At 58.3% G+C, this 25,844-nt stretch carries 24 protein-coding genes; 12 read left to right on the forward strand and 12 right to left on the reverse strand.

The window, feature by feature from the left end; translation table 11 throughout:
• Positions 1-12 precede the first annotated feature (12 nt).
• Positions 13-1,836, forward strand: a complete 1,824-nt coding sequence (gene glmS / locus AC1DNI_RS21905) for a glutamine--fructose-6-phosphate transaminase (isomerizing) (RefSeq protein WP_477693412.1) — start codon at positions 13-15, stop codon at positions 1,834-1,836.
• On the opposite strand, the gene recG is transcribed toward glmS, so the two are convergent.
• Positions 1,837-3,936, reverse strand: a complete 2,100-nt coding sequence (gene recG, locus AC1DNI_RS21910) for an ATP-dependent DNA helicase RecG (RefSeq protein WP_477693413.1) — start codon at positions 3,934-3,936, stop codon at positions 1,837-1,839.
• 209 nt (positions 3,937-4,145) lie between these two features.
• Here recG and AC1DNI_RS21915 point away from each other — a divergent pair, with 209 nt between their 5' ends.
• Together AC1DNI_RS21915 and mfd are read left to right on the forward strand one after the other, a co-directional pair.
• Positions 4,146-4,433 (forward strand): FAD assembly factor SdhE, encoded by a 288-nt coding sequence (locus tag AC1DNI_RS21915; protein WP_027233243.1) that lies wholly within the window; start codon positions 4,146-4,148, stop codon positions 4,431-4,433.
• Positions 4,434-4,440: 7 nt separating this feature from the next.
• The gene (gene mfd / locus AC1DNI_RS21920) at positions 4,441-7,941 is read left to right on the forward strand and encodes a transcription-repair coupling factor (RefSeq protein ID WP_477693414.1); all 3,501 of its coding nucleotides are present in this window, start codon (positions 4,441-4,443) and stop codon (positions 7,939-7,941) included.
• On the opposite strand, the gene AC1DNI_RS21925 is transcribed toward mfd, so the two are convergent.
• The gene (locus AC1DNI_RS21925) at positions 7,938-8,609 is read right to left on the reverse strand and encodes a DsbA family oxidoreductase (protein ID WP_477693415.1); all 672 of its coding nucleotides are present in this window, start codon (positions 8,607-8,609) and stop codon (positions 7,938-7,940) included. The two genes, mfd and AC1DNI_RS21925, sit on opposite strands and share 4 nt — an antisense overlap.
• A gap of 9 nt (positions 8,610-8,618) precedes the next feature.
• Positions 8,619-10,343: an extracellular solute-binding protein gene (locus AC1DNI_RS21930; RefSeq protein ID WP_477693416.1), complete on the reverse strand. Its 1,725-nt coding sequence runs from the start codon at positions 10,341-10,343 to the stop codon at positions 8,619-8,621.
• 369 nt (positions 10,344-10,712) lie between these two features.
• Here AC1DNI_RS21930 and AC1DNI_RS21935 point away from each other — a divergent pair, with 369 nt between their 5' ends.
• Entirely contained in the window at positions 10,713-11,333 is a 621-nt protein-coding gene (locus AC1DNI_RS21935) for an invasion associated locus B family protein (protein WP_027233247.1), read from the forward strand.
• A gap of 72 nt (positions 11,334-11,405) precedes the next feature.
• On the opposite strand, the gene hspQ is transcribed toward AC1DNI_RS21935, so the two are convergent.
• Positions 11,406-11,741 (reverse strand): heat shock protein HspQ, encoded by a 336-nt coding sequence (hspQ, locus tag AC1DNI_RS21940; RefSeq protein ID WP_027233248.1) that lies wholly within the window; start codon positions 11,739-11,741, stop codon positions 11,406-11,408.
• 94 nt (positions 11,742-11,835) lie between these two features.
• On the opposite strand from hspQ, the gene AC1DNI_RS21945 reads away from it, so the two are divergent.
• Positions 11,836-12,780 carry an AEC family transporter gene (locus AC1DNI_RS21945; RefSeq protein ID WP_477693417.1) on the forward strand — a complete coding sequence of 315 codons (945 nt, stop codon included), beginning with the start codon at positions 11,836-11,838 and terminating at the stop codon, positions 12,778-12,780.
• A gap of 162 nt (positions 12,781-12,942) precedes the next feature.
• Complete coding sequence (locus tag AC1DNI_RS21950; RefSeq protein WP_091922869.1) at positions 12,943-14,289, forward strand: Nramp family divalent metal transporter; 1,347 nt, start codon at positions 12,943-12,945, stop codon at positions 14,287-14,289.
• Here AC1DNI_RS21950 and AC1DNI_RS21955 read toward each other — a convergent pair.
• Positions 14,286-15,488: a UbiH/UbiF family hydroxylase gene (locus AC1DNI_RS21955; protein WP_477693418.1), complete on the reverse strand. Its 1,203-nt coding sequence runs from the start codon at positions 15,486-15,488 to the stop codon at positions 14,286-14,288. The genes AC1DNI_RS21950 and AC1DNI_RS21955 overlap by 4 nt on opposite strands.
• 179 nt (positions 15,489-15,667) lie before the next feature.
• Between AC1DNI_RS21955 and pcsA the strand changes: the two genes are divergently transcribed.
• The 6 genes from pcsA (at position 15,668) to AC1DNI_RS21985 (ending at position 22,214) form a co-directional block, all read left to right on the forward strand.
• Entirely contained in the window at positions 15,668-16,405 is a 738-nt protein-coding gene (gene pcsA, locus AC1DNI_RS21960; RefSeq protein WP_036815269.1) for a phosphatidylcholine synthase, read from the forward strand.
• Positions 16,405-17,382: a quinone oxidoreductase family protein gene (locus tag AC1DNI_RS21965; RefSeq protein WP_477693419.1), complete on the forward strand. Its 978-nt coding sequence runs from the start codon at positions 16,405-16,407 to the stop codon at positions 17,380-17,382. Before pcsA ends, AC1DNI_RS21965 begins: the two co-directional genes overlap by 1 nt.
• A gap of 116 nt (positions 17,383-17,498) precedes the next feature.
• A complete protein-coding gene (locus AC1DNI_RS21970) occupies positions 17,499-19,082 on the forward strand; it encodes an ABC transporter ATP-binding protein (RefSeq protein WP_477693420.1) in 1,584 nt (527 codons plus the stop codon).
• Positions 19,082-20,173: an ABC transporter permease gene (locus tag AC1DNI_RS21975; RefSeq protein ID WP_477693482.1), complete on the forward strand. Its 1,092-nt coding sequence runs from the start codon at positions 19,082-19,084 to the stop codon at positions 20,171-20,173. Before AC1DNI_RS21970 ends, AC1DNI_RS21975 begins: the two co-directional genes overlap by 1 nt.
• 1 nt (position 20,174) lies before the next feature.
• Positions 20,175-21,095 carry an ABC transporter permease gene (locus AC1DNI_RS21980; protein ID WP_175499025.1) on the forward strand — a complete coding sequence of 307 codons (921 nt, stop codon included), beginning with the start codon at positions 20,175-20,177 and terminating at the stop codon, positions 21,093-21,095.
• Positions 21,096-21,146: 51 nt separating this feature from the next.
• Entirely contained in the window at positions 21,147-22,214 is a 1,068-nt protein-coding gene (locus AC1DNI_RS21985) for a BMP family ABC transporter substrate-binding protein (RefSeq protein WP_477693421.1), read from the forward strand.
• A gap of 63 nt (positions 22,215-22,277) precedes the next feature.
• Here AC1DNI_RS21985 and bfr read toward each other — a convergent pair whose 3' ends face one another.
• From bfr to AC1DNI_RS22020, 7 genes are all read right to left on the reverse strand, one after another.
• Positions 22,278-22,763 (reverse strand): bacterioferritin, encoded by a 486-nt coding sequence (bfr, locus tag AC1DNI_RS21990; RefSeq protein WP_027233257.1) that lies wholly within the window; start codon positions 22,761-22,763, stop codon positions 22,278-22,280.
• Positions 22,729-23,040 carry a (2Fe-2S)-binding protein gene (locus tag AC1DNI_RS21995; RefSeq protein ID WP_477693422.1) on the reverse strand — a complete coding sequence of 104 codons (312 nt, stop codon included), beginning with the start codon at positions 23,038-23,040 and terminating at the stop codon, positions 22,729-22,731. The genes bfr and AC1DNI_RS21995 overlap by 35 nt, the downstream gene beginning before the upstream one ends.
• Positions 23,041-23,599: 559 nt before the next feature.
• Positions 23,600-24,061, reverse strand: a complete 462-nt coding sequence (gene rirA, locus AC1DNI_RS22000) for an iron-responsive transcriptional regulator RirA (RefSeq protein ID WP_027233259.1) — start codon at positions 24,059-24,061, stop codon at positions 23,600-23,602.
• Between the two features lie 188 nt (positions 24,062-24,249).
• A complete protein-coding gene (locus tag AC1DNI_RS22005) occupies positions 24,250-24,495 on the reverse strand; it encodes a hypothetical protein (protein ID WP_027233260.1) in 246 nt (81 codons plus the stop codon).
• 298 nt (positions 24,496-24,793) lie between these two features.
• Complete coding sequence (locus AC1DNI_RS22010; protein WP_036815271.1) at positions 24,794-25,024, reverse strand: hypothetical protein; 231 nt, start codon at positions 25,022-25,024, stop codon at positions 24,794-24,796.
• Positions 25,025-25,138: 114 nt separating this feature from the next.
• Positions 25,139-25,501, reverse strand: a complete 363-nt coding sequence (locus tag AC1DNI_RS22015) for a putative quinol monooxygenase (RefSeq protein WP_477693423.1) — start codon at positions 25,499-25,501, stop codon at positions 25,139-25,141.
• 100 nt (positions 25,502-25,601) lie between these two features.
• On the reverse strand, positions 25,602-25,781 hold the full coding sequence (locus AC1DNI_RS22020; RefSeq protein ID WP_477693424.1) for a hypothetical protein: 180 nt from the start codon (positions 25,779-25,781) through the stop codon (positions 25,602-25,604).
• Positions 25,782-25,844: the final 63 nt, after the last annotated feature.

The following is a 25,844-nucleotide window of genomic DNA, read 5'->3' on the forward strand; positions in this document are numbered from 1 at the left end:
TCGGAGTTTTGCATGTGCGGGATCGTTGGAATTATCGGCCGGGAGCAGGTTGCGCCGCTGCTCGTGGACGCGCTGAAGCGGCTTGAATATCGCGGATATGATTCTGCCGGTGTCGCGACCCTCAATAATGGCGTCCTCGATCGCCGCCGCGCCGAGGGCAAGCTCGCCAATCTCGACAAGCTCCTGAAAGAGCAACCGCTCGCCGGCACGATCGGCCTCGGACACACCCGCTGGGCGACCCATGGTGCGCCGACCGTGCGCAATGCGCACCCGCATACGACGCCCCGCCTTGCAGTCATCCACAACGGCATCATCGAGAACTTTGCCGAATTGCGGACCATGCTCGAATCCGACGGCTATAAATTCGAGACCGAGACCGATACGGAAACCGTCGCGCATCTGGTGACGCGCGCGCTCGACCGCGGGCTTTCGCCCATCGACGCAGTACGCCAGACCTTGCCGCAGCTGCGCGGCGCCTTTGCCATTGCCATCATGTTCAAGGGCGAGGAGGATCTTCTGGTTGCCGCCCGCAATGGCCCACCGCTTGCGGTCGGGTATGGCGACGGCGAAATGTATCTGGGCTCGGACGCGATTGCGCTTGCCCCGTTTACCGACAATCTCTCCTACCTTGAGGACGGCGATTGGGCCGTCCTGACGCGCGAAGGCGTCGTGATCTACGATGAGACGGGCATGGAGGTCGAACGTCCGATTCAAAAGTCGGCGGGGACCGCCTTCCTCGTCAGCAAGGGCAATCACCGCCATTTCATGGAAAAGGAAATTCATGAGCAGCCGGAGGTGATTTCGCATACCCTTGCCAATTATCTCGATTTCGCCAAGGGAACCGTTCGCACCGATGCAACGCCCCTCGATTTCAGCAAGGTGGACCGCATCGCGGCATCTGCCTGCGGTACCGCATTTTATGCCGGCCTCATCGGCAAATACTGGTTCGAACGCATTGCGCGGCTCCCGGTCGACATCGATGTCGCTTCCGAGTTTCGCTATCGCGAGATGCCGTTGTCGAAGGACAGCCTTGCGCTCTTCGTCTCGCAATCGGGCGAAACCGCCGATACGCTCGCCTCGCTGCGCTACTGCAAGCAGCAGGGGCTGAAGATCGGCACGATCGTCAATGTGCGCGAATCGACGATGGCGCGCGAATCGAACACCGTGTTCCCGACGCTCGCCGGTCCTGAGGTCGGCGTCGCATCGACCAAGGCTTTCACCTGCCAATTGGCGGTTCTGGCATCGCTCGCAGTCGCCGCCGCCAAGATGCGAGGCACGATCGACGAGCAGGAAGAACGCCAGCTCGTGCGCGAGCTTTCGGAAATTCCGCGCTATGCCAATCACGCGCTGCGCCTCGAAGAACAGATGGAGACGATCAGCCGTGACCTCAGCCAGGTCAAGCACGTGCTTTACCTTGGCCGTGGCACCAGCTACCCGCTTGCGCTCGAAGGCGCGCTGAAGCTCAAGGAAATTTCCTACATCCATGCAGAAGGCTATGCGGCGGGTGAATTGAAGCACGGGCCTATCGCACTGATCGACGAATCGATGCCGGTCATCGTCATTGCGCCGTTTGACCATTGGTTCGAGAAGACGGTTTCGAACATGCAGGAGGTAGCGGCGCGCGGCGGCAAGATCATCCTGATCACCGACGAGAAGGGCGCGGCGGCGAGCACATTGAATACGATGCACACGATCGTGCTGCCGGACATGCCGGAAATCATCGCCCCGATCATCTATGCGCTGCCGATCCAGATGCTGGCATATCATACGGCGGTGTTCATGGGGACCGACGTCGACCAGCCGCGCAACCTTGCAAAATCCGTGACGGTCGAATAGTTAGCCGGCGCGCAAAAGCCTGACAGCCTCGTCGCGCTCGAAGAGATAAAGCAGTATGCGCAGCGCCTTGCCCCGCTCACTTTGCAATTCGGGATCGCGCGCAAGAATATAGCGCGCATCCTTGCGGGCAATCTCCAGGAACTCCTGATGGGCCTCGATGCTGGCGAGGCGGAAGCCGGGCGTACCGGATTGGCGCGTGCCGAGAAGCTCGCCTTCACCACGCAGCTTCAGATCTTCCTCGGCAATGCGAAATCCGTCTTCCGTTTCGCGCATGATCTTGAGCCGCGCCTGCGCCACTTCGCCGAGCGGCCCCTTGTAGAGCAGGAGGCAGGTCGAGGGCTTGTCGCCACGGCCGACCCGGCCGCGCAACTGGTGCAGCTGGGCAAGGCCGAAGCGTTCGGCATGCTCGATGACAATGATGGTGGCGTCCGGCACATCAACGCCAACCTCGATCACCGTTGTGGCGACGAGAAGCCGGGTATCGCCATTCTTGAACGCCAGCATGGCAGCGTCTTTTTCCGGACCGCTCATCCGGCCGTGCACCAGGCCGATCGTGCTGCCAAGCAGGGGCTTCAGCGATTCGAACCGCTCTTCGGCCGAGACAAGGTCGACGACCTCCGATTCTTCGACAAGCGGACAGATCCAATAGATCTTCTGGCCGTCGGCAATGGCGCTCCGCATGCGCTCGACAAGGTCGCTCAACCGGTCCATCGGCAGGATCGCAGTGGTGATCGGCCGCCGTCCCGCCGGCTTTTCCGTGAGTTTCGATACGTCCATATCGCCGAACGCGGTGAGGACGAGGGTGCGGGGTATGGGGGTTGCAGTCATCACCAGCATGTCCGGCGCGTCACCCTTGGAGGTGAGGAGCAGGCGTTGATGAACGCCAAACCGGTGCTGCTCGTCGACAATGACGAGGACAAGGTCGCGGTATGAGACTTTTTCCTGGAAGAGGGCATGCGTGCCGACGACGATATTGATCGCCCCGGAACGCAGTCCTTCGAGAACGTCCTCGCGTTCACGGCCCTTTTCGCGCCCCGTGAGAAGAGCAACGCGCAGCCCGGCCTTCTCGGCGAGGGGCGCTATCGTGGCGTAATGCTGGCGCGCCAGGACTTCGGTCGGCACCATCAGGGCCGACTGGCCTCCGGCTTCCGCCGCATGCGCCATCGCCAGCAAGCCTACGACCGTCTTGCCGGAACCGACATCGCCTTGCAACAGGCGCAACATGCGATCGGGCTGGCGCAGGTCCGCGATGATTTCCTTGATAGCGTCAGATTGGCTGTTGGTCAGCGAATAGGGCAATGCGGCAATGATCCGCGCCTTGATCTCGCCATTGCCCTCGAGCTTGCGGCCGGAAAGGCGCTTTGCTCTTAGCCGCACAAGTGCGAGCGCGAGCTGGCCCGCGAGAAACTCATCATAGGCGAGACGCTGGCGGGCAGGGCTGTCGAGCGCGATGTCTGCCGGATCGGCCGGCCCGTGCATGATCCGCAGCGCTTCGCGATGTAACGGAAGCTGGTGGGCGGCAAGAACGGGCGCGTCGATCCATTCCGGCAGCTCCGGCACTTTGGTCAAGGCATCCTCTACGCCGCGCGCCAGAACTTTGGGCGAGAGCCCGGCGGTCAAGGGATAGACAGGTTCAACGAGCGGCAGCGACACTGCGTCGTCGAGGCGGGCGATATGGTCGGGATGGACCATGGTCGGCCGTCCGTTAAACCACTCCATCTTGCCCGACACAATCACCGTTTCCCCAACAGGCATCGCTTTTTCGAGCCAGGCCTGCTTGGCGTGAAAGAATGTCAGCCCGATCTCCGCCGTATCGTCATGCGCATAAACCCGGTAAGGCGCGTTGCTGCGCCCGCCAGGCAGGTGGCGGTCGATACGCACTTCAAGAGTAACGATGGCCCCCTCGGGCGCATGGGCTATGCCAGGCCGATGGCGCCGGTCGATGACGCTGTGCGGAGGAAGATAGACAAGATTGGCGACGCGCGGGTCCTGACCCGGCGGCGTGCCGAGCAGGGTTGCGAGCAAGCCGGTTACCTTCGGGCCGATGCCGGAAAGTGTGCGAACCGAAGCAAAGAGGGGATCGAGCAGGGATGGGCGCATGGCAAAGGTCTAGAATGTTTCGGGTTTGGAGACCAGTCTCGTTGCTGCGTCTCCGTTGTCATGGGGGGCCTTATCCCGAGTATCCATTCGCGGAACGGGCGACCGTACCGGATTATTGGCAGCACATTGCACGAGCAAGGCTGACACGGCCGCCGGATGCGGCTATACCCTCGCCAAAACGCGCGCATTGTCTGAACACGGAGCCGATCATGACAGGAAGCAGTCGCACCACCGCCGACCTGCCGCCGCGACAGCGCAAGCTGTTGTTCCGGTCGTGGCACAGGGGCATGCGCGAAATGGACCTGATCCTCGGGCAATTCGCCGACGTCCATATCGAGACCTTGTCAGAACGCGAACTTGACCAATATGAAGCACTCATGGAAGCTTTGGACCGCGATCTTCTAAAATGGGTCACGGGCGAAGCCGATGTTCCTGCCGAATTCGATACGCACATCTTCCACAAGATCGTCGCGTCCCGCAAAGAGATGAAATTCTGAAAATTCAATGACTGCGTTTTCCAAGCTTGGATTGAAGCCCGGTACAGCGGGCCATGTCGTTGTCGACGGTGTCGTCGACGGCTATGAGGCATTTGCGCTGGCCAAGGTCGTTGCCGAGGCCGGGGCAGGCGGCCCGGTGCTCTTTATCGCCCGTGATGGCCAGCGCGTTGCCGATCTTGAACAGGTCCTGAGTTTTGTCGCGCCTGAGCTTCCGGTGCTGCAATTGCCGGCCTGGGACTGCTTGCCCTATGACCGCGTCTCTCCGGGCGCCGATACATCGGCACGCCGCCTTGCGGCCCTTGCAGGTCTTGCCGCCTTGCGCGAACACAAGCATCCCGGCGTCATCCTCGCCACAGCCAATGCGATGCTGCAAAAGCTTCCGCCGCGCAATGTGCTGGCCCAGCAGCTCTTCATGGCCAGGCCCGGCAATAGAATCGACATGAACGCGCTCGTGCAGCGCCTTGAAAACAATGGATTTGAGCGCGTGCCGACGGTTCGCGACGTCGGCGAATACGCGGTACGGGGCGGCATTCTCGATCTCTTCGCGCCCGGCGCCGAAGCACCTTTGAGACTCGATTTCTTTGGCGATACGCTGGAGACGATCCGTGCTTTCGATCCGGCAACACAGCGGACGCTGAGCCAGAAGACCGAGTTCACCATGCAGCCGATGAGCGAAATCACGCTCTCGCCCGAGGTGATCAGCCATTTCCGCTCGCAATATGTGCAGACGTTCGGTGCGCCTTCACGTGATGACGCACTCTACCAGTCCATATCCGAGGGTCGCCGTTTTGCCGGAATGGAACACTGGCTGCCGATGTTCTACGACAAACTGGAAACCGTGTTCGACCATACCGGTGACATGCCGGTCGTCTTCGACCATCTTGCGCACGAATCCATGGCCGAGCGCCACAAGATGGTCCTGGACCATTTTGAAGCGCGCAGGCGTCAATCGGACGGCAAGGAGCCCGGCGATGCGGTGCCCTACAAGCCTGTCGCGCCGGGCCTGCTCTATCTGACGCCGGAAGCCGTGGAGGTGGCGGCACAAACGTCGGGCATGCGCATCGATTTCACGCCCTTCGATGCGCCGTTTGCCAGCGGCCGGTCCATCGTCCACGCCGGCGCCCATCGCGGGCGGACGTTCGTCGAGGAGCGGACCGCCAAGGATACCAATGTCTTTGACAGCGTGGTGAAACATATCGCCGACGAGCGCGCGGCTGGCAAGAAGGTGCTGCTTGCGGCCTGGAGCGAAGGCACGCGCGATCGCCTCGTCCAGGTGCTTAATGAACATGGCCTCGAAAAGATCGAGCTTGTCGACGATCTGAGGACGGTCAAGGCTCTGTCGCGCGACAAGATCACCGCCGGCGTGCTGTCGCTGGAGACCGGTTTCGACGCCGGCGAACTCGTCGTAATTGCAGAACAGGACATTCTCGGCGACCGTCTCATTCGACATTCTAAGCGGCGCAAGCGCGACCGCGACTTCATCAGCGAAGTGTCCGCGCTGAATGCCGGCGATATAGTCGTGCACGTGGATCACGGCATCGGCCGGTTTATCGGCTTGCGCACCATCACTGCCGCGGGCGCACCGCACGACTGCCTGGAATTGCACTATGCCGGGGATGACCGGCTGTTTCTTCCGGTCGAAAATATCGAGCTGTTATCGAGGTTTGGCTCGGAATCCTCAACCGCCATCCTCGACAAGCTTGGCGGTGGTGCGTGGCAGGCGCGCAAGGCAAAGCTCAAGAAGCGGTTGCTCGCCATTGCCGGCCATCTCATCAAGATCGCCGCGGAACGGCAGATGCGGGGCGCACCTGTGCTCACGCCGCCGGATGGGCTCTACGGCGAATTTGCTGCCCGGTTTCCCTATGACGAGACTGAAGATCAGGATCGCGCCATCGATGCAGTCATCGATGATCTGGCCCTCGGCAAGCCGATGGATCGCCTCGTATGCGGTGATGTCGGCTTCGGCAAAACCGAAGTAGCGCTGCGCGCCGCCTTCGTAGCCGCGCTGAACGGCGTTCAAGTGGCTGTCGTAGTCCCGACCACTTTGCTTTCCCGCCAACATTTCAAGACGTTTTCCAACCGGTTTCAGGGGCTCCCCGTCAATGTGGCGCAGGCATCGCGGCTGGTCGGCTCCAAGGAGCTTGCGGAGAACAAGAAGGGCATCGCCGAGGGAAAGGTCGATATCGCGGTTGGTACCCACGCGCTGCTCGGACAAGGTATCACCTTCAAGAACCTTGGTTTGCTGATCATCGACGAGGAGCAGCATTTCGGCGTCAAGCACAAGGAACGTCTCAAGGAGCTGAAGTCGGACGTGCATGTGCTGACACTTTCGGCAACGCCCATCCCGCGCACGCTGCAGCTTGCGCTGACCGGCGTTCGCGAATTGTCGCTTATCACGACGCCGCCTGTCGACCGCATGGCGGTGCGCACCTTCGTTTCGCCCTTCGATCCGCTCGTCATCCGTGAAACGTTGCTGCGCGAACGCTATCGTGGCGGCCAAAGCTTCTATGTATGTCCGCGCATTTCGGATCTTGCCGAAATCAAGGAGTTCCTCGACGCGCAGGTGCCGGAACTGAAGGTCGCCGTCGCTCACGGCCAGATGGCGCCGGGCGAGCTCGACGACATCATGAACGCCTTCTACGACGGCCAATATGATGTGCTCCTGTCGACGACGATCGTCGAGTCCGGTCTCGATATCCCGACGGCCAACACGATGATCATCCACCGCGCCGACATGTTCGGCCTGTCGCAGCTCTATCAGCTGCGTGGCCGCGTCGGCCGCTCGAAGCAGCGGGCCTATGCGCTGTTCACGCTGCCCGCGCATAAATTGCTGACGCAGACGGCCGAGCGCCGCCTGAAGGTGCTGCAGTCGCTCGATACGCTCGGCGCGGGCTTCCAGCTTGCCAGCCACGACATGGATATCCGTGGCGCCGGGAATCTTCTGGGCGAAGAACAATCGGGCCATATCCGTGAGGTCGGGTTCGAGCTTTACCAGCAGATGCTCGAAGAAGCGGTCGCCGAGATCAAGGGAACGGGCGAAATAGAAGACAGCCATTGGTCGCCGCAGATATCCGTTGGCACGGCGGTGATGATTCCCGAAGCCTATGTGCCGGATCTGCAGTTGCGCCTCGGCCTTTATCGCCGTCTCGCAGATCTCGAGGAACTGCAGGATATTGACGGGTTTGGCGCCGAACTGATCGACCGGTTCGGCCCATTGCCCGAGGAAGTGCAGCACCTCCTGAAGATCGTCTATATCAAGGCGCTGTGCCGCCGCGCCAATGTCGACAAGCTCGATGCCGGCCCGAAGGGTGTGGTGATCCAGTTCCGCAACAAGACGTTCAACAATCCCGCAGCCCTGGTCAAGATGATCGGCGAGCAGGGCTCCATGGCGAAGATCAGGCCGGATCAGAGCATCGTGCTCGTGCGCGACTGGCCGACGGCGGAAAAGCGCCTGAACGGCGCTGCGGTGGTCATGACACAACTTGCGAAACTGGCGGACGCCGCCTAGGCGGCTCCGCTTCCAGGCTCGAAACCGTCCGCCGTCTGGCGGATCGCGTCGGCCAACGTCTCGGCCGATTGCGCGCCCATCACGGCATATTTCTGGTCGAGGATGAAGCAGGGAACACCACGCACGCCAATCTGGTTCGCCGTATCGATCTCCTGCCGCACACCAACCGCATCGGCATCCGTTGGCAGGAGGCTCGCGACGATGGCGACGTCCATGCCAGCCTCTTCAGCGGCTTCAAGCAGAACCTCGGCGTCGCCAATATCCTTGCCTTGCTCGAAATAGTAGGAAAACAGGATGCCGACGAGCGTGTCCTGGACATTCGGCTGAGCTTGCGATGCCCAGCGGATCAGGCGGTGCGCGTCGAGCGTATTGGGGCTAATCTCGATCGAATCGAAGTCGAACTCAATGCCGACCTCCTTGCCGAGTTCAGTAAGCTGTTGATGGATCTCGAAGATCCGGTCCGAGCTGCCGAACTTTTCCTGCATGTAACGCTTGCGGTCCTTGCCTTGCGGCGGGATCGTCGGATCAAGCTGGAACGGCCGCCAGTTCACCGATACATCGATGTCGGGGTTGAGCTCGAGCGCCTGTTCGAGCCGCTTTCGCCCGACGAAGCACCAAGGGCAAACGACATCCGACACCACGTCGATGGTGAATTTCTTTTCGGGCATAACTTCAACCTATCGTTTATCAGACCACCACGTGTTCAGCTGGTTTCCCACGAGGGAGGTCTTTTCGGGATGATGCAGGTGCGACCACCGCGCAACCCATTGCTCCGGCTGATAATAGATCGGAATCATATAATGGCCGGAGATCAAAAGCCTGTCGAGTGCGCGGACCGTGCTGGTAAACTCTTCCTGTCCGCGCACCGCCAGCATCTTGTCGAGGAGGGCGTCGATGGCCGGATTGGCAACGCCGGCATAATTGAAACTGCCCTCGACATCCTTCGACTGGCTGCCCCAACGATAATATTGCTCATAGCCGGGTGACAGCGAACTCGCATAGGCACCGAGTATCATGTCATAATCGAAGGTCTGCAGCCGTTTCTGGTACTGGGCGTCATCGACGGTCCTGATGGTGACGCCGATACCGAGCCGCTCAAGGGTGCGCTTGTAGGCAAGGCCCAGGCGTTCCTCGCCAACGGATCGCGTCATGATTTCGAAGGTGAGGGGAGTTCCGTGTGGATCGAGCATCCGTTCGTTCTCGATCCTGTAGCCCTGCTCGGTCAGGATGTCGAACGCACGCTTCATTTCCTTGCGGTCGCGCCCCGTGCCGTCCGTTTGCGGCGGCACGAACGAACCGTCCATCACGTCCGGCTGGAGAGAATCGGCAAAGGGCGCAAGCCACTCGCGCTCCATGGCATCGGCAGGACGTCCCAGCGCCGAAAGTTCCGATCCTTGCCAATAACTGCCGAGCCGCCGGTAACGTCCGGCATAGAGATTGCGGTTCGCCCATTCGAAGTCGAACATCAGGGCCAGCGCCTGGCGAACCGCTCGATCCTGAAATTTTGGGCGGCGCGTATTGAACAGGAACCCGAACATGTTGGCAGGCGAGTGTTTTTCGAATGTATCCTTGATAACCCGGCCATCGCGCATGGCCGGGAAGTCATATGAAGTTGCCCATTTGTTGGGATCGCCCTCAAGGAAGACATCGAAAACACCTTTCTTGAAGGCTTCGAACTGCGCCTGGTCGTTGCGGAAATATTCAACGGTCACCGTGTCGAAATTATTGAAGCCGATGCGGCTCGGCACATCTTTCCCCCAATAATCCGGATTGCGCTTGTAGACGATGCGCTGACCCGGCTGTACCTGTGAGACCGTATAGGGTCCGCTGCCCACTGGGATCGAGAGAGGCGAACTATCGAAGGTGTCGATGTTGATGGCATGTTTGGGAAGAACTGGCATTAACGAGAGGATCAGCGGAAGTTCGCGGTTGGCCTGGTCGTTGAACGTAAAGCGAATGCCGCGCTCGCCAATCTTCTCGATCTTCGAAATGAGCTTCATCCGGCCGCTGAAGGGTGGGCGGCCCTTTTTTGTCAGGAGGTCGAAGGTGAATATCACGTCATCGGGCGTAACCGGCTCGCCATCAGACCATTTTGCTTTGGGATTCAAGGTAAATTCGACCCAGGTCCGCGCATCGTCGGTTTCGACTTTTTCAGCGAGCAGGCCATACATGGTGAACGGCTCATCGGCGTTGCGCTGCATCAGCGATTCATAGACGAGATCGCCGAACTCGCTGTCGCTGAACAGTCCACGCGCGTATGTGCGCATGCTCTTGACCAGGAACGGGTTGAGGCTGTCAAACGTGCCGACGACACCATAGGTGATCGAGCCTTCCTTGGGGGCATCCGGATTGACATAGGGGAAATGCTTGTAGTCCGCGGGCAGGGCAGGTTCGCCGTGCATGGCGATTCCATGCCTCGGTTCGGCAAATGCGCCGCTTATTGTACAACAAATCGTGGCAAGTATAGTCAGCGCCTGGGTAGTTTTCTTCAACATCGTCTCGACCTAGCATTCCCGAAAGCCGGGAATTCATTCTGATTCGTGACAGAGACTACCACTTGACGACGATTCTGCGGCGTGCGCCGTAAATCCTCGAGGGGAATCCCCAACTAGTCCAAAAGGTGGCTGGATTTGAGAGAACATGCAGTGTAACACGGCCTTCGATATTCAAAGGGTCACTCTCTTGCCGCATTTGGCAACCAAAGCCAGACAAGCAAATAAAGATGATCGAGATACACTTAGGATAAGTGCGCTGAAAGGAACCAGTTGACCATGTCCAACCCGAAGTCCATCGCGGCAACCGCATCATTCGCTGGTGCCATCGCATTGCTCGCCGCCGCGGCAGTACCAGCAGCAGCCCAGCAGCAGAGAGCGCCGCAAGGTTGGTTCAAGGTCTGCTCCAAGCAGGAAGAAAACGATATCTGCAACACCCAGAATATCGTGACTGCCGATAGCGGCCAGCTCCTGACCGCGGTCAACCTCATCGAGATCAAGGGCAAGATCAACCGCAAGATCTTCCAGGTATCGGTTCCGACCGGCCGTCTCATTCCTCCGGGCGTCGGCCTCCAGATTAATGGCGGCAAGACCCAGAAGATCGAGTACGCTATCTGCTTCCCGGATCGTTGTATTTCGGAAGTCGCCCTGTCGGACGATCTGCTCAACTCCTTCAAGAAGGGCAACCAGCTGACGCTGACTTCGGTCAACTTCCAGAACAAGCCTAATCCGATCAATGTCGCTCTGACCGGCTTCAGCCAGGCCTATGACGGCCCCGGCCTGCAGCAGAACGAGCTCGAACAGCGCCAGAAGACGCTGCAGAGCGAAGTTCAGAAGCGCCAGAAGGAATTCGAAGACAAGATGAAGGCCGAACAGGAAAAGGCGAAAGCCGGCAACTGATCAGCCAGTGCACACAAAAAAGGGACGCGGTGACGCGTCCCTTTTTTTATTGTCAGGCTTCGGTGCAAAGCCTTAGTTGAGATGCGGCCGCTTGACCCGATAGACGCCATCCTCGATCTTTTCGAACACATTCTTGATCTGCGGGTGGCGCAAAGGTGTTCCGGTCGTATCGGCAACGAGGTTTTGTTCCGAAACATAGGCCACGTATTCTGTCTCCGAGTTCTCGGCGAAGAGATGGTAGAAGGGCTGGTCGCGATGCGGCCTGATCTCTTCGGGAATGGATTGATACCATTCTTCGGTGTTGCTGAACTCGGGATCAACGTCGAAAATCACGCCACGAAACGCAAAAATGCGGTGGCTGACTACCTGACCGATCTGAAATTTGGCATGCCGTATCTGTTTTATCATCGTCATTCAGGATAGATATCCGTTTCTGTCCAATCCCGCGAGCCTAAAGCGTCCTTGCTCTTGTTTCCGGCGCGGCAAACCTCAAAGCCTGCTTATGCTTGATGTATTCAACCTGGTCTTACCGTTCTTTGGGCTGATTTTTCTTGGCTTTTTCGTGGCCAAGGTAAAACATCAGCCGCTCGAGGCGCTCGGGTGGATGAATACGTTCATCGTCTATGTGGCGCTTCCGGCGCTGTTTTTCCAGATTTTGTCGAAGACGCCGGTGGCCGAATTGACGCAGTGGGGCTTTATCATAGGCTGCACCGCATCGACCTTCCTGATCTTCATGGCAATGTTTGTGGTCGCGTTCGTGCGCACACGCCGCATTGACGAGAGCACCATTCAGGGGCTAGCGGCGGCCTACGGCAATATTGGCTACATGGGCCCGGCGCTGGCGATCCTTGCTTTCGGCGCGCCGGCAGCCGTGCCGGTCGCACTCATCTTCTGCTTTGACAACACGCTGCATTTCGTGATGGCGCCGTTGATGATGGCGCTTTCCGGCAACGACAGGCGTTCGCCGCGCGATCTCGCCGCCGGGGTGCTCAAGAAGATATTTGGCCACCCTTTCATCATCGCCACCATTTTCGGAGTAGGCGCGGCCATCACCGGACTGGAGCCGCCTGTGGCGGTCGACCGGATGATCGATTTTCTTGCCCGTGCGGCGGCGCCTTGCGCGCTCTTCGCCATGGGCGCGACGCTGGCGCTGCGCCCCTTGCGACGTGTGCCGAAGGAACTCTATCTGATTGTTCCGCTCAAGCTCGTCGTCCAGCCCGTACTGATTTACTGCGTCTTGCGCCTGGCCGGCGATTTCCCACCGGTATGGGTCTATACGGCAATGCTCATGGCGGCCTTGCCAACCGCGACGAATGTCTTCGTCATAGCCCAGCAATACGGGGTCTGGGTCGAGCGCGCATCAAGTTCGGTGCTCGCGACCACCCTGTTTTCGATCGTGACATTGACGCTTTGGCTCTACGCCATGACACATGGGCTGGTTCGGTGAGCCCTCATACGCCGCACCTTTAGTCCCCGACGCGTGCCGCTGCACGCCATCGGCTAGCTAGTTTGTATCAATTCTAAAGTTTTGTGGGCCACCCCCTTGCGGCTCTGGCGTCCATCTGTTTATATAGTTGCGAATGATTTGCAATTGCGTTTCGGAGAATTTATGGATCAGCTAGCGCAGCACACCCCGGCGGCCGATGGATGGCGGCATGCCCGGGGCGAGGCATCTTTGTCCGACGTTCATCGTTCGGTCGCCGTGCGCTCGACCGGACCGGGCTGGCGGCGTGCTGCTGCATTTGTCGGGCCAGGCTATCTGGTGGCGGTCGGCTACATGGACCCCGGCAATTGGGCGACATCGCTCGCCGGTGGTTCAAAGTTTGGCTATTCGCTGCTTGTTGTCGCGCTGATCTCCAACATCATGGCGATCGTTCTACAGGCTCTCTGCGCGCGTCTCGCGATTGGATCGGGCAGGGACCTTGCGCAGGCTTGCCGGGATGCTTTTCCAAAGCCCGTCGCCTATACGCTGTGGTTCCTTGCGGAAATCGCCATCATCGCAACCGATATTGCGGAAGTCATTGGCACGGCGATCGGCCTCAATCTTATTTTTGGCATTCCACTCGAGATTGGCGTCCTTATCACTGCGCTCGATGTTTTTCTTATCCTGTACCTGCAGAAGTTAGGCTTCCGCTGGGTGGAGGCGTTGATCATAACGCTGCTTGGCGTGATTGCTGTCTGCTTCGGCATCCAGATTTTCCTTGCCGATCCTGAATGGGGCGCGGTGATCAAGGGCTTTGCCCCGACGACTGAAATCGTGACCAATCCGGAAATGCTGTATCTGGCGCTGGGCATCCTCGGCGCCACGGTGATGCCGCACAATCTCTACCTGCATTCGGGTATCGTGCAGACGCGCGCCTATGGCGATACGCTGCCTGAGAAACGGCAGGCGCTGAAATACGCGACGATCGATTCAACCGCGGCGCTGATGTTTGCACTTCTTATCAACGCTTCGATCCTGATCCTCGCCGCCGCGACCTTCCATACGACCGGCCGCACGGAGGTTGCGGAACTTGGCGAAGCACATTCCCTGCTTGCACCCTTGCTCGGTCTTGCGATCGCTCCCACCCTGTTCGGCATTGCGCTTCTGTGCTGCGGCATCAACTCGACGGTCACAGCGACGCTTGCAGGTCAGATCGTCATGGAGGGCTTTCTCCACATCAAGCTCGCACCATGGCTACGCAGGCTGATCACCCGCGCGATTGCGATTATCCCGGCTGCGATCGTGACGATCTGGTATGGCGAAAGCGGAACGGCGAAGCTTCTCGTACTCACCCAGGTGGTGCTCAGCCTGCAACTGTCGTTTGCGGTGTTCCCGCTCGTCATGTTCACGGCAAGCAAGGCCAAGATGGGCGCTTTGGTCTCACCGCGCTGGCTGACCACGTTTGCCGTCATCATTGCGATCGTGATCGCCGTACTCAATGTGAAGCTGCTTTACGACTTCGTTCTTGCCTAATGTTCCGGGGCAGTGTGCTTGCGCGTAAAGCGGAAGCCGCTGCCCGGACGAAGCCCTTCACGCATGACGAACCCGCGCAGGGGCGAAAACACCCGCAACAACTCCAGGCCCCCACTGCGGACCATCTGCACCGGAAGGAACTCAGACAAAAGCGATCTGTTCAGTGCATCGACCGCACCCGTCCGCGCCAAGATGTCAGGGCTGCGCTTGCGGTTATAGGTCGAGATGACCCGTGACGAGCCGAGATCGGCCCCGTCCGTCGGGAAGGTCTCGAGCAGGGTCTCGACGTCCCTTACGCCGAGGTTGAGACCTTGCGCGCCAATGGGCGGAAAAACATGAGCGGACTCGCCGGCAAGAAACACGCGATTTCGAGCGAACGATGTCGGAACGAGGCCGGAGAGCGGCCAGCTTTGCGGATCGACATCTACGGTCACTGCGCCGAGCATGGACTGCATGCGCTCTTCCACCCGCATTGCGAGCTGGTCGCGAGTGAGTTCAAGCAGTTCAACCGCGTGCGCCGGCGTCGTCACCCATACGAGGCTCGAACGCTTCCCCTGGAGCGGGACCTGTGTGAACGGTCCGTGCTCAGTGTGGAACTCCGTCGAAATGTCGTGGTGGTCGCGCGTGTGGCTGAAGCTCAGCACGATGGCCGTCTGGTTGTATGACCATGTCCGGGCGGAAATGCCTGCCGCTTCGCGAGCAAGCGAGGACCGGCCATCCGCCGCAATCACAATGTTCGTAGTAATGCTCGAGCCATCATTGGCTTCCACCGTAATTGCGTCGTCGCTCGGGTGGTAGTGGGTGGCCGAGGCGGCAATGTGCCTCGCGCCTGAATGCTGGAGTGCGTCAGCAAGGACAGACGTCAGTGTCGTATTGGGAATATTGTAACCAAATGCCGGTTCATCAATCTCGCTGGCCTCGAACGTGACGGCAGGGCTGCGGATCAGACGCTGCGTGCCATCGAGGATGCGCATCGTGGTAATCGGGGCTGCGTGCGGTTCGATCGCTTCCCACAGACTGATCTTTTCCAGGAACTTGATGGCTGGCATCATCAGCGCAGTGGTGCGCTTGTCGGAGGCTTCAGGCACGACGCCGAGGCTGACGACATTGTCGAACGAGCGGGCCGTGGCGATCGCCGCAATCAGCCCGACGTGCCCAGCTCCCGCAATGACGATCGGATCGGTTCTGGTGCTGGTCATATCTGTTCTCCGTTTGCGGGCCCGTGCGGGCTTTCAACAGTTTATATGAGTTTCATTGCTTGCGCTTTCAGCCAATTTCAAGAAAAGCTGATCGCAAATCGTTCGTCGTTGCCAAGATATAACGGCAGGCGTTTAATTGTGATGCAGCAGATTGGCGCGGACCCTTGAAAAAACCTACCATGCCCAAGGGCGTCAAGCCCAAGAAAGTGACGGCGCCGCAAGCAAAGGCTTTCTCGGTCCATCTGTTGACGGCGTCCGGTTCGTTTCTGGCGTTTCTCTCCGTCGTCGCCGCCAGCGAGGAAAGCTGGACCGCCATGTTCTGGTGGCTCGGACTTGCCTTGTTCGTTGACGGCATCGATGGTCCGATCGCCCGCAAGCTGGAAGTCAAGTACGTCTTGCCCAATTGGTCGGGGGAACTCCTCGACAATATCATCGACTACATGACCTATGTGCTCATCCCCGCCTTCGCGCTCTACCAGCGCGGCTTCATGGGCGAGGGCCTGTCGTTTCTAGCAGCGGCCATCATCGTCGTATCGAGCGCTATCTACTACGCTGACACAGGCATGAAGACGAAGGAGAACTTCTTCAAAGGGTTCCCAGTTGTCTGGAACATGATTGTTTTCACTTTGTTCATCGTCCGGCCCGGCGAATGGGTGGCTTTTGCAATCGTTCTCGTTGCCGCCATCGTTTCCTTCCTGCCGATCTATTTCCTGCATCCGGTGCGCGTGCAGCGTTTGCGCAACCTCAATCTGACGATATTTTTCCTCTGGTGCGGCTTTGGGGCGTTTTCGCTGTTTCAAGAACTTGATTCGCCGCTTTGGGTGCGCATTGGCATTTCCGTTACCGGGATCTATCTTTTCTTTATCGGCGCCGTAATGCAGTTGTTCCCCAATTTGGGGCGGACGGAGAAAGCGTAATGGTCAAGGCTGTTCGTATTCATCAAACCGGCGGGCCGGAAGCATTGACTTACGAAGATGTTCCGGTCGGGGCGCCCGGACCGGGCGAGGTGCGCATCCGAAATGAAGCGCTCGGCCTCAACTTTCTCGATGTCTACTATCGAACCGGTCTCTACCCGTCGCCGACCCCGCTGCCGTTGATTCCTGGCCACGAGGGCGCTGGCGTTGTGCTTGCCGTCGGCGAGGGTGCCGGATGGCTGAAGCCCGGCGACCGCGTCGCCTACACCGGTCCGATCGGTGCTTATGCGCAAGAGCGGCTCATTCCGGCCGATCGCCTTGTCAAAGTCCCTAATGAAATTCCGCTGCAACAAGCGGCAGCGATGATGCTGAAAGGCCTTACGGCCCAGTATCTTTTGCGCCAGACTTTCCCGGTGAAGAAAGGTGACACAATCCTCTTTCACGCGGCTGCCGGCGGCGTCGGTCTCATCGCCGGACAATGGGCAAGACATCTTGGCGCGACGGTCATCGGCACCGCCGGTTCAGAAGACAAGGTGAAGCTAGCCCTCGATCATGGCTACGACCATGTCATCAATTACCGCAGTGAGAATTTTGTGGAGCGGGTGAAAGAGCTGACCGGCGGCAAAGGCGTCGATGTCGTCTACGACTCCGTCGGCAAGGACACGTTCGACGGCTCGCTTGATTGCCTGCGTCCGCGCGGAATGATCGTGTGTTTCGGTCAGTCATCCGGACCGGTTCCGCCATTCGATCTGGGCATTCTCTCGCGCAAGGGATCGCTCTACCTTACGCGTCCGACGCTCTTCGTCTACGTCGCCGCGCGCGAGGCGCTCGAGAGCGGTGCCAACGAACTTTTCGATCTCGTTGCAAAGGGCATCATTCGTATTGAAGTCGGCCAGACGTACGCGCTGAAGGATGTTGCCAATGCGCATCGCGACCTCGAAGCCCGCAAGACGACCGGCACGACCGTGCTCATTCCTTAAGCCTCGGATGCTCGTGCACGATTAATGTGCGCAAATGGCCGCAACCACTCGTTTTGTACTTTCCAAGTTTGGCCGGGGTAGCATAGGATCAGGAACGGTCTTGGCCGCGGGGAACAATGACACAAAAAAGAATAGACGGCTCTGAAACACCGCTACTGGAAGCTGACAAGCTCACCAAAATTTTCGGCACACTCAAAGCCTGCGACGAAATCGACCTGAGAATTAGCGCCGGCGAAATTCATTCGCTGCTCGGCGAGAACGGCGCTGGAAAATCGACGCTGGTGAAGATGCTGTTTGGCGCATTGCAGCCAAGTTCCGGCAGCATTTCCTGGAAGGGAAATGCTGTCACCGTGACCAATCCAGCCATGGGAAGATCGCTCGGTATCGGCATGGTTTTCCAGCACTTTTCGCTCTTTGATGCGCTGACGGCGGCAGAGAACATCGCCCTTTCACTCGACGAAAAGACGCCGCTCGATACGATCGCCGCGCGCGCTCGCGAAATCGGCGATGCCTATGGTTTGCCGGTCGATCCTGAAGCGCTTGTCGGCGATCTTTCCGTCGGCGAGCGGCAGCGAATCGAGATCATTCGCTGCCTGTTGCAAAACCCTGACCTTATCATTCTGGACGAGCCGACATCCGTGCTGACACCACAGGAAGCAGACCTGCTTTTCGTGACGCTGGAACGACTTCGCTCTGAAGGTAAATCCATTCTCTATATCAGCCACCGGTTGGAGGAAGTTCGGCGCCTGTGCGATCGGGCAACCGTTCTTCGGCACGGCAAAGTTGTGGGCCAGTGTGACCCCCGGGCCGAGACTGCCGCTTCCCTGGCGCGGATGATGGTGGGCAGCGACATCCACGTCATCGAGCGTAGTCCGGTGCAAAAATCTGCTGAACAGAGCCTGCCGCTTGTCGAGGTCAACGGATTGTCGCAGCGGCCGCGCGGCCCCTTTTCGGTTTCGCTGCACGATATCCGCCTTGCCGTCCAGGCTGGCGAAATCCTCGGCATCGCAGGTGTCGCCGGAAACGGGCAGGGCGAATTGTTCGAGGCAATTTCCGGGGAGGTTTTGCAGGAGCGACCGGACATAATCCGCCTTCGCGGCAAGGATGCTGGCAGGATCGGTATTTCGGCCCGGCGCAAGCTTGGTGCCGCTTTCGTGCCGGAAGAGCGCCTTGGCCACGGCGCTGTGCCGGATATGTCGCTGACCAACAATCTCCTTCTTTCGCGCCATGCGACGGATCGCAAGGTGTTTCTTGCCGGCGGCGCGCTCAAGCTCGTCGCAGAGTCCAGTCTTGCCTCGGCGGCTAAGCGCATCGTCGGCCGCATGGACGTCCGCAAAAGCGCAGAAAACCCCGATGCTTCAGCGCTTTCTGGCGGAAACCTGCAGAAGTTCCTGATCGGGCGCGAGCTTGATCGCAACCCTTCGGTGATGATCGTCAACCAGCCGACATGGGGCGTGGACGCTGGCGCGGCTGCGCATATCCGCCAGGCGCTCGTCGACCTTGCCAGGAGCGGCTCGGCCGTGATTGTTATCAGCCAGGACCTCGATGAGCTTTTCGAAATCTCGGACCGCATCGCCGCGATGGTGCATGGCCGCCTGTCTGAATCCGTGCCTATCGAAGCCATGAACCGCGAACGCGTCGGCTTGATGATGGGCGGTGCCGAGCACGCCGCACCCCTGGCGAGTGCAGGGGCAGCATGATGCGGATAGAAATCGTCAGACGCCCGCAGCACTCGGCGCTTTTCAGTGCGCTGTCGCCCTTCATCGCCCTGTTTCTCACGGTCATTGCCGGAGCAATTCTCTTCTCGTTGCTCGGCAAGAATCCATTTGCAGCACTCTATTCCTATTTCGTCGAGCCGCTCACCGAGGTCTGGTCGATCCATGAACTTTTGGTGAAAGCCGCGCCGCTTATCCTGATTGCAGTCGGCTTGTCGGTCTGCTTCCTTTCGAACAACTGGAACATCGGCGCTGAAGGTCAGCTGATCGCAGGCGGGATCGCGGGGTCGATTCTTCCGGTAATGTTCCCGGACTTTCAAGGCTGGTACGTGCTGCCGTTGATGCTGCTATTCAGCATGGCGGGGGGAATGGCATATGCGACGATCCCGGCCTATCTCAAGGTACGTTTCAATACCAACGAGATCCTGACGAGCCTCATGCTCGTCTATGTCGCGCAGCTTTTCCTCGATTGGCTGGTACGCGGTCCATGGCGCAACCCGCAAGGCTACAACTTTCCCGAGACGGTGCAGTTTAACGACAGCGCTATCCTGCCGGCCATTTGGGCCGATTCCGGCCGAGCGCATTGGGGCTTCATTATTGCGCTGATCGCTGCTGTCCTCGTCTGGTTCATGCTGTCGCGCACGCTCAACGGCTTCGAGATCAAGGTACTCGGCCGCAGTTCGCGGGCAGGGCGCTTTGCCGGTTTCAGCGCCGGTCGGCTTACCTTCTTTGCCTTCCTTGTATCCGGCGCGCTTGCCGGCCTCGCCGGCATTGCTGAAGTCTCCGGCGCCGTCGGCCAGTTGCGGACGACAATTACGCCCGGATATGGCTTCACCGCGATTATCGTTGCCTTCCTTGGACGGCTCAATCCGCTCGGCATCGTTGCCGCGGGACTGGTTCTGGCTCTTTCCTATCTCGGGGGCGAGGCGGCGCAGATCTCGCTCGGCATATCGGAAAAGTCTGCCCGCATTTTCCAGGGCATCATCCTTTTCTTCGTGTTGGCCAGCGACACGCTGATCTACTACCGCATAAGGTTCGTAAAGCGTCTCGGCGACGCCGTGGCAAAGGGCGCCTGAGATGTCCATGTTCGAAGCCATTCTTCTAACGGTTGCGACTGCGGCGACGCCGCTCCTCATTGCCGCCCTTGGCGAACTCGTCGTCGAACGCTCAGGCGTACTTAACCTCGGCGTCGAGGGCATGATGATCATGGGCGCGGTCTGCGGCTTTGCGGTTGCGCAGACGACCGGATCCGCCTGGCTCGGCATGGGCGCGGCCATTTTGGCCGGCGCCGCCTTTTCGCTGCTCTTCGGGTTTCTTACGCTGACCCTTGTGACCAACCAGGTCGCAACCGGTCTCGCACTGACCCTGCTCGGCCTGGGCGCATCGGCGATGATCGGCGAAAGTTTTGTCGGCCTGCCCGGGGTCAAGATGGAATCGCTCTATATTCCCGGGCTGACCGATATTCCCTATGTCGGCAAGTTTCTCTTCGGCCAGGATCCGATCTTCTATATCTCAATCCTTCTGACGATCGCCGTTGTCTGGTTCCTGTTCAGGACCCGCGCAGGCCTCACATTGCGTGCTGTCGGCGACAACCACACCTCGGCGCATGCGCTTGGCGTTCCCGTTGTCCGCATCCGTTATCTGGCGGTGCTCTTCGGCGGCGCCTGTGCGGGGCTCGCCGGCGGCCAGCTGTCGCTGGTTTATGTGCCGCAATGGGTGGAGAACATGACGGCGGGGCGGGGCTGGATCGCGCTTGCGCTCGTTGTGTTTGCGTCGTGGCGGCCATGGCGGATTCTGGCGGGCGCCTATCTTTTTGGCGCGGTGAGCATCGGCCAATTGCATGCGCAGGCGCTGGGTATCGGCATACCCTCCCAGTTCATGTCGTCGCTGCCCTACCTTGCGACAATCGTCGTGCTCGTGCTGATCTCCAGAAACAAGCGGCTGACGCTGATGAATACCCCGACTTCGCTCGGCAAACCCTTCGTGCCGGACCGCTAGGGCGGCCCTGCAACGAAACTCGATATCGCATTAACAGAGAGGTGAACCTAAATGAAAAAATTGATGATGGCGCTGACTGTCGCCGCCAGCTTTGCCTTGGCGGGTGCGGCGCACGCCGAGGACAAACTGAAAGTCGGATTCATCTATATCGGACCCCCCGGTGATTTCGGATGGACCTACCAGCACGACCAGGGCCGCAAGCAACTCGAAAAGGAACTCGGCGACAAGGTCGAGACGACCTTCCTCGAAAACGTACCGGAAGGTGCGGATGCCGAGCGTGCCATCGAGCGCCTCGCACGCGCCGGCAATCAGCTGATCTTCACGACATCGTTCGGCTACATGGATGCGACGAACAAGGTCGCGCAGAAATTCCCCAAGGTGAAATTCGAGCACGCAACCGGCTACAAGACCGCCGAGAATGTCGCTGTTTACAATTCTCGCTTCTATGAGGGGCGATATGTGCAAGGCGTGATCGCCGCGAAAATGTCGAAGACGGGCGTTGCCGGCTATATCGGCTCGTTCCCAATTCCTGAAGTCGTGCAGGGCATCAATTCCTTCATGCTTGGCGCACAGTCGGTCAATCCGAACTTCAAGATCAAGGTGATCTGGGCCAATTCCTGGTTCGATCCGGCCAAGGAGGCTGATGCCGCCAAGGCGCTGGTCGATCAGGGCGTCGACATTATCACCCAGCACACCGACTCGACGGCACCAATGCAGGTTGCGTCGGAGCGCAAGATCAAGGCGTTTGGCCAGGCATCGGACATGATAAAGTTCGGACCGGAAACACAGCTCACGTCGATCGTCGATAATTGGGGGCCATACTACATCGAGCGCGCCAAGGCAGTCCTCGACGGCACCTGGAAGTCGCACAACGTTTTCGAAGGCATGCATGAGGGCCTCGTCGTCATGGCGCCCTACACAAATATGCCTGACGACGTGAAGAAGCTGGCAGAGGAAACTCAGGCCAAGATCGCATCCGGTGAACTGAAGCCGTTCACTGGCCCGATCAAGAAGCAGGACGGCAGCGAATGGCTGAAGGCAGGTGAAACCGCCGACGACAAGACCATTCTCAGCATGAATTTCTACGTTGCCGGCGTTGATGACCAGCTTCCGAAATGAGCTGTTTACGAAAAAGGAAAAGGGCGCCGCTGGCGCCCTTTTTTGTGTCCGGCAAATTCTGGCTCAATCGACGTCGTTGGCCGAAGCAGCATTGAGCTGGCCGTAACGCTCGACGCCGATTGCGTTCAACAGATCGATCTGCGTCTCGAGGAAGTCGACATGCCCTTCCTCATCCTTCAGGAGTTCGTCAAAAAGCTCCTTGGAGACATAGTCCCCGAGCTGATCGCAGATTTCGCGCGATTTCTTGTAGGATTTGACCGCATCATATTCGCCGGCAAGGTCGGCTTCGAGCACTTCCTTGATGTTCTGGCCAATGCGCAGGGCGCCGATAGACTGCAGGTTGGGATGGCCTTCGAGGAAAATGATGCGCTGGATGATCTTGTCAGCGTGGTGCATTTCCTCAATGGATTCTTCACGCTCTTTCTTGGCGAGCTTGGTGTAACCCCAATCGTCAAGCAGGCGATAGTGAAGCCAATATTGATTCACGGCCCCCAGTTCGAGGAACAAAGCTTCGTTAAGCCGCTCGATGACCTTTATGTCGCCCTTCATGTCGTGAACTCCCGTATTGGTGACGCAATTCCCGAACACGGTCGATGAATGAAACGGCAACAGAATCATTCGAACCATGGCGGAGGTGATATTCTTCCGTCACCTTTATGATGGTTTCAACGACATTTGGGAAGCAGCCACAGCAGCGTCCCCGCTTCTTCATGGCATGGTAAACCTTTGCAGGAACAACGAGTTGCCACGGGTCGGCGTCGAGAAGTTCAATGATAGTATTCTCGACTTCCTTCTGGGTAATGATATTGCAATGGCAAACTAGCATTTCGGGTCGACGCCGTATTCTTGAGAAGAAAGGGCCCCGGCCTTCGACACCAAATTGGCATCAAAGCTTAAATAAGCTATTGAAATAAAAGCGTTTTGTACGCAGAGACCTGAAAATACTGCCCCGAAAACGGGAGATACTATCGAACCAGACAATGGTTCCTCCAATCGCAAGGGTTCAAGGCCCAAACATCAAAGGTCATGCGTCACCGTAACGCTTGGTACATAAAACCGGCTATCGCGATAACTGTCAAATCTATGTGGTGAGATTATGTCATGTTTTCAAGTAGTTAGAATAGTTCTAAACTAGACAAATAACCTAACCAATTCAATCAGGTTAAACCACCAGTGGTCATTTGCACCGCAAATTCCCGGCGAAATCCGGTTATGTGTCAAAACGTCTCATGCGCCTTAATGATGGCTTCTTCTCTGTCGAAGGTCTGTCACAGCATACCCGGCAAAACCCAATACCGGGTCGCGCTCACGCAGAATCGGTCGCTCGGGCGCACGACCGGTGCGCTCCCGCGTAAAGACGCAATGCTGGATGGAAAACCGTGCGGCTAGCTTGCCGCAGCCAGTCGCTTCTCGATGATGTCGATACCGAGGAGTGCGCGCACGTCGCGCTTGTCCACGATATCTTCGATCGTATATTGAGCAAGGACTTCGAAGAACGCGTTGAGCGCCTTGCGCAGCGCGGAATTCAGGCCACAGCTGTCGATCAATGGGCAGTCGGCGCCATCATTGTCAAAGCATTCCGCCATCGAGAAATTCTCTTCAGTCACCCGAACCACGTCGAAGAGGGTGATATCCTTCGCGGGTTTGCCGAGCTTCACGCCGCCATTGCGGCCGCGTACGGTTTCGATAAAACCGTTCTCGACCAGCGGCTGGAGGATCTTGAAAAGAAAGAGTTCTGAGACTGTGTATGCTTGTGCGATCTCGCCGATCCGGCTCAGATTGCCCTCGTTGGCGGCACAATACATGAGAATGCGGATTGCATAATTCGTCTGTCTTGTCAGGCGCATCGGATTACTTCTCTTTCAACCTGAGCCAGGGACCGGTGCTGAACTATCGCATAAAACCGACAGTTGGCAGCGCCACGGATTCAGGCATGCACTTTGAATCTGAGCCGCAGTTTAGAATTATTCTTGATAAAGTAAACGATAATATGAAGCCCGGTTTCATATTATGCGCGAACCGAGAATCGGGCGCGTTACCGAACGAGTACGACGACCGAGGCCGTGATCAGTGCGGTCGTGACGAGCAGCAACAATCCGTAAAGACGGGGCTTGTCGAACAGGACCGCAAAACCGGCGGACCATGCCACCACCGCAGCGCCCAAGGCATAAAGAAAACCTGCCTTGTGGGCCCAGGCAATATGAACAGCCATGAGGCCACCGATAATCAGGGCGCCAAACACAACCATGATGGCCAGAGCGTACTTCTCAAAATTGTCCATTCAAGGAACCCACTCTCAATACAAGCTCGAGACGGCCCGCTGGCGTCGAAACTGGACGGCCAGGCCGATAGCCAGACCTTCATAGACCGTTCGCACCCTCGAAGGCAATCGGATACGCTGACGGACGCGGATTGCAGTGAACATGTGTGCGATAGGCAACAAAAAAGGCCGGGAATTCCCGACCTTTCCGAATTCGCCTCGATACCAGTGCCAGTACATCCGTGGTCAAAAGCAGAAGCGAATTTCTGGGACTTAAATAGGTAGGTGGATGCCGATATACAAGAGCAGGCCAGTCTGCTTATTTCCAGCAGCCATTGTTCTGGCCGTTTAGATTGTGAGAATCGATATCGATCCCGGCGGCAAAGTCGTTCTTGGCAAGATAGACCGCGGTTTCAGGCTTGAGGCGGATCTTGTTCCAACCGGCGCAACTCGAATTGTGCGCGGGAGGCTGGCTCATCCAGCGCATGGCGCCGCAATTGGTTACCGCGAACGCGCAGGGCAAAAGGAGGGCCAGGCTCAGTTTCTTCATGTTTCGTACTTTCGACGCGTTGTCAGAGCGCGTGCAATCGAGAATGTCCGCGCCCTGATCGCATAATTCGGACGCGGCTGAAATTGGACCTTCGGGTAATGATCGCGCTTCCACTCAATCATCATTGCTGGCGTTGAGTTCTTGCGGCCTCAACCCCTCGGCAGCCCGCGCAGTGAGCGATTGTGCCAGTATCAAACGGCGCGACTTGAGAAGCGGTGCGTTCATTTTCTGCAGCTTGGGCATGCGCGGATTGTTCTCGTGCGCCGTAACCGCCGCCTCGTTTGCGTAAAGTTCGTTGACGATCACCTTGTTCGGGATCGGCGTTCCGTCGCGTTCGATCGGCTTGATCACTTCAAATCGCAAGCAACCCGCTTCCTCTTCGAGGGTCCTGCGGGCATGTTCACGAATAATCGCAGTAAATTCCTCTTCGCAGCCGTCATTGGTTTCGAATTCGACGATAATAGTAAGTGCAGTCATAAAATTGATCTCTCCCATGCATTTCGAGGCTAACAGCCGTTATTCAACAAATCCAGACGCAAGGCCAATGGAGCTGCATTAACCAACGGCTTTTCTGACGTCAGCGCCTTCTCGTGACGAAAAACAGGACGCCTCCGAAGATCATGGTCAACAGACCGATATAGAGCCAGCGCGTCTGCCCTACCATGAAGCTCCCGCCGAGGATGCTCAGTCCCTGGAGCGCCCAGATACCTCCCATGAGCACAAGGAGAACGGAAATGATCGAAAGGGCGATCTTCATTGCGTTACATTCCTTTTCAGATGCTTAGGGGTGCCAAGCGGAACGACTTTCGGAAAAAAAGCA

It is taken from the genome of Phyllobacterium sp. 01N428, assembly GCF_056399405.1.